Here is a 3,767-nt window from a genome sequence, read left to right as displayed (position 1 = left end):
GCGCCTGCCTTGGCCAGCTCCAGCGCGATTTCCTTGCCGATGCCGCTCGCGGCGCCCGTGACGACTGCGGTCTTGCCGCTCAGATCTGCTGCCATGTCCGTCTCCTCCCGTTGTCGGATCGATAAAACACGCGCCCGCCGTATCCGCGCTCATCGCGAAATCGTATCGGCGTGCCAGCCGTCATTGTGCACGATCGGCCCCGCCGTTCGCGCGCAAAACGTCTAAGCTTAAGGTCGATTCCGTTCGACAGGAGGTTCTCATGCACTATCGACGGCTAGGCCGCTCCGGCCTGCAGATCAGCGAGCTTTCCCTCGGTTCGTGGGTGACGTACGGCAATCAGGTCGACCAGCGGGTCGCGCGCGAATGCCTCGCCGCGGCCCGCGATGCGGGCGTCAATTTCTTCGACAACGCCGAAGTCTACGCCGGCGGCAAGTCCGAGGAAATCATGGGCCACGCGCTCAAGTCGCTCGATTGGCCGCGCATCAGCTATATCGTGTCCACGAAGTTCTTCTGGGGGCTCGCGGAAGCCCCGAACCAGTACCACACGCTGAACCGGAAATACCTGCTGAACGCGATCGACGGCTCGCTGCGCCGGCTGCAGCTCGACTATGTCGACCTCGTCTATTGCCATCGGCCCGATCCGCATACGCCGATCGAGGAAACCGTGTGGGCGATGAGCGACATGATCGTGCGCGGCAAGGCGCTGTACTGGGGCACGTCGGAATGGAGCGCCGACGAGATCCGCGCGGCGTGCGAGATCGCCGAGCGGCATCATCTGCACAAGCCGGTCGTCGAGCAGCCGCAGTACAACCTGTTCCACCGTACCAGGGTCGAACAGGAATATGCGCGGCTCTACGACGATTACGGTCTCGGCCTCACGACCTGGAGCCCGCTGGCGTCGGGACTGCTCACCGGCAAGTACCGCAACGGCGTGCCGGCCGGCAGCCGTGCGCAGTTGCAGGGCTACGACTGGATGCGCGAACGCCTGACCGATCGGGCCGCCAACGACATCGTCGAACGGCTCGGTGAGATTGCAGCCGAACTCGGCTGCAGTACCGGCCAATTGGCAATCGCATGGGTGCTCGCGAATCCGCGCGTGAGTTCGGTCATCACGGGCGCATCGCGGGTGGACCAGATCGGCGACAACATGCGCGCGCTCGACGTTGCAGCGAAGCTGACGCCGGATGTAAAGCAACGCATCGAGGCGGTAGTCGGCGACGCATACGAGTAAGGCGACTCACGGCCACTCGCGTACCACTCGCGTACAATACGCGGCCTCGGCGCCCGGCCCGACGGCCGCGCGCGATCCGCTTTCATCGATTCACCTTTCGTTTCAGGCAGCCCGCCATGCTCAGTTATCGTCACGGTTTTCACGCAGGCAACCACGCGGACGTGCTCAAGCACGCCGTCGTCGTCCAGCTGCTGCGCTACCTGAACAAGAAAGACAAATCGTACTGGTACATCGATACGCACGCAGGTGCCGGCGTGTACTCGCTGCGCGACGGTTATGCAGCGAAGACGTCGGAATTCGATACCGGCATCGGCCGGCTGTGGAACGAAAAGGACCTGCCTGAGGCGCTGGGCGACTACGTGGATGAAGTCCGCGCGCTGAACGCCGACGGCGAACTGCACTTCTATCCGGGCTCCCCGTACATCGCATGGCGGTCGATGCGCGAGCAGGATCGGATGCGCCTGTTCGAAATGCACACGACGGAAATCGATGTGCTGCGCCACAATTTCCGCGACGCGGGGCGACGCGCGATGATCTTCGCCGGCGACGGCTTCGAAGGTATCAAGGCGCTGCTGCCGCCGCCGCCGCGACGTGCACTCGTACTGATCGATCCGTCCTACGAGGACAAGAAGGATTACGCCCGCGTGGTGAGTTGCATGACGGAATGCCTGAAGCGTTTCGCGACCGGCTGCTATGCAATCTGGTACCCGCAGGTCACGCGGCTGGAATCGCAGCGCTTTCCCGAACAGTTGAAGCGCCTTCAACCGAACAACTGGCTGCACCTGACGCTGACGGTATCGAATCCGCCGACCGACGGACTGGGCCTCTACGGCAGCGGGATGTTCATCCTGAATCCGCCGTATACGCTCGCTCAGAGCATGAAAGAGGTACTGCCCTACCTGGTCGAGATGCTGGGCCAGGATAGCGGTGCCCGCTGTCAGATCGAGCACCGCGGAAACTGATCGGGCGACTGGTCGTTACGGCTGCGGTCTCGGCGCGAGCCTCGGCTGCCCGCTCCAAGCGGGAACATTGATATACGGCGCGACGAACAGCGGAACCGACGTGTTCGGCGCCTGCCCGGCCGGGGCCCGCATGCCCGCGGGCTCGACGATCGGCTCCGACGACAACGGTGCCGTCTGCAACACCAACCCGCCCTTGCCGTCCTGGATGCCGCGCTGCGTATCGAGAACGAGCGGCCTGGACGACGTCGCGGCACCGGCCGCGAGGCCATGAACGAGCACGGCCGCGCCCAGAACGAGACGCGCGCGAGCACTACGACGCACATCGACACGCAAACGCATGATCGTGTCCTTCAGGATGAAAAGCAGGTCCATACCATAGCGCTGCGCCGACGATTTCGCCAGATCCGGCGCACAAAAAACAAAGCCCCGTCAATACGGGGCTTGCTTGTCGTTCGGTGCCGCTCGGCACCTGACGGTGACTCCGATTACAGCGAGTAGCCGTTGGTTTCGAGCGAGCGGATGCGGCTCTCGAGCTGGACGATGTCCGACGACGTGGCGAGGTAGGCCTCACGGCGCTCACGTTCTGCGGATTCGAACCAGTTGCTCAGCTTTTCGACGATGTAGGCGATCATGACGTTCTCCAAGGAAGAGGGACCCCTGGTGAATCGAAATTCAGGGATTTCCCGTATAGGGTTATCCCGAATTATAGCGATGCCGCACCAAGATGCTAGTGAAATACTCGCATGGAGACCATTCCAATTCGGAATGGAGACAGCCACACTGTCCATAACTTATTGATTTTTAATGATGTTGAGTTTGAGCCCGTTTTGAGACTCGAAGGCCTGCACTAATTTGGTTCGCCGACGGGGTCGGCCAGGCGCGCCAAAATCGGGCATTCAGGCCGCCCGTCACCATGGCAGTGCGCAGCCAGATCGACCAATGTGTCGCGCATGTCGCTCAGTTCCGCGATGCGTTTGTCGAGTTCGGCCACGTGCTCAAGAGCGATCGATTTCACCTCAGCGCTGGCGCGAGAGCGATCCTGCCAGAGCATCAGCAGCTTGCGAATGTCCTCGACGAGAAAGCCGAGTCGTCTCGCCTGGCGGATGAACCGCAAGATATGAATTTCGTCCGCACCGTAGATCCGGTAGCCGGCATCGCTACGCTTGCTCGGCGCAAGAAGGCCGACTTGTTCGTAGTACCGGATCATCTTCGCGCTGACTCCGGATTCGCGCGACGCGTCGCCGATATTCATTCCTCCGCCCTCTTCATCAAGTCCAGGTTTCGAACACGAACGTCGACGGATACTCGCGTCGACGACACTTCGATCGTATCAAATCACGGGGTTTCGTTCCGAGGGAGGACTTGGCACGCAGCAGAAACGCAGATGACCGATCTGGCGCGCTCGCGATTGGATTACGAGGAATGAGCGCACATCACCGCGTGCTTTTTCTCGGCGCCGAAATGCAAAAACCCCCGCCTGATCGGGCGGGGGTCCTTGGCTTAGGGAGCCTGACGATTACCTACTTTCACACGGGAATCCGCACTATCATCGGCGTGGAGTCGTTTCACGGTCC

General features: G+C 61.7%; 6 protein-coding genes. 2 read left to right on the top strand and 4 right to left on the bottom strand.

What is annotated here, in order from left to right; genetic code table 11:
- Positions 1–95: SDR family NAD(P)-dependent oxidoreductase (locus WS89_RS33985; RefSeq protein ID WP_124496677.1), on the bottom strand; the 95-nt coding region annotated here is incomplete at its 3' end.
- Between the two features lie 164 nt (positions 96–259).
- On the opposite strand from WS89_RS33985, the gene WS89_RS24780 reads away from it, so the two are divergent.
- Both WS89_RS24780 and WS89_RS24775 read left to right on the top strand, forming a co-directional pair.
- Positions 260–1,231, top strand: coding sequence for a potassium channel beta subunit family protein (locus WS89_RS24780; protein WP_059794106.1), 972 nt, complete (start codon positions 260–262; stop codon positions 1,229–1,231).
- A 116-nt stretch (positions 1,232–1,347) separates the two neighbouring features.
- Positions 1,348–2,193 carry a 23S rRNA (adenine(2030)-N(6))-methyltransferase RlmJ gene (locus WS89_RS24775; protein ID WP_059794104.1) on the top strand — a complete coding sequence of 282 codons (846 nt, stop codon included), beginning with the start codon at positions 1,348–1,350 and terminating at the stop codon, positions 2,191–2,193.
- A 15-nt stretch (positions 2,194–2,208) separates the two neighbouring features.
- Here WS89_RS24775 and WS89_RS24770 read toward each other — a convergent pair whose 3' ends face one another.
- The 3 genes from WS89_RS24770 to cueR all read right to left on the bottom strand — a co-directional run bounded on the left by WS89_RS24770 (position 2,209) and on the right by cueR (position 3,445).
- Positions 2,209–2,565, bottom strand: a complete 357-nt coding sequence (locus tag WS89_RS24770) for a hypothetical protein (RefSeq protein WP_179949350.1) — start codon at positions 2,563–2,565, stop codon at positions 2,209–2,211.
- Positions 2,566–2,678: 113 nt separating this feature from the next.
- A complete protein-coding gene (locus tag WS89_RS33155; RefSeq protein WP_006478295.1) occupies positions 2,679–2,825 on the bottom strand; it encodes a DUF3563 family protein in 147 nt (48 codons plus the stop codon).
- A 215-nt stretch (positions 2,826–3,040) separates the two neighbouring features.
- Positions 3,041–3,445, bottom strand: a complete 405-nt coding sequence (cueR, locus tag WS89_RS24765; protein WP_059499818.1) for a Cu(I)-responsive transcriptional regulator — start codon at positions 3,443–3,445, stop codon at positions 3,041–3,043.
- Positions 3,446–3,767: the final 322 nt, after the last annotated feature.

The organism is Burkholderia sp. MSMB1072 (assembly GCF_001524725.1).
GTDB lineage: Bacteria > Pseudomonadota > Gammaproteobacteria > Burkholderiales > Burkholderiaceae > Burkholderia.
Note: the sequence above shows the minus strand (reverse complement) of the source record. Positions and strands in the feature narration are given on the sequence as shown.

Bases quoted from the DNA above. Each gene is read 5' to 3' on its own strand.
- WS89_RS24780 (WP_059794106.1), top strand. From the start codon at position 260: ATGCACTATCGACGGCTAGGCCGCTCCGGCCTGCAGATCAGCGAGCTT.
- WS89_RS24775 (WP_059794104.1), top strand. From the start codon at position 1,348: ATGCTCAGTTATCGTCACGGTTTTCACGCAGGCAACCACGCGGACGTG.
- WS89_RS24770 (WP_179949350.1), bottom strand. From the start codon at position 2,565: ATGGACCTGCTTTTCATCCTGAAGGACACGATCATGCGTTTGCGTGTC.
- WS89_RS33155 (WP_006478295.1), bottom strand. From the start codon at position 2,825: ATGATCGCCTACATCGTCGAAAAGCTGAGCAACTGGTTCGAATCCGCA.
- cueR (WP_059499818.1), bottom strand. From the start codon at position 3,445: ATGAATATCGGCGACGCGTCGCGCGAATCCGGAGTCAGCGCGAAGATG.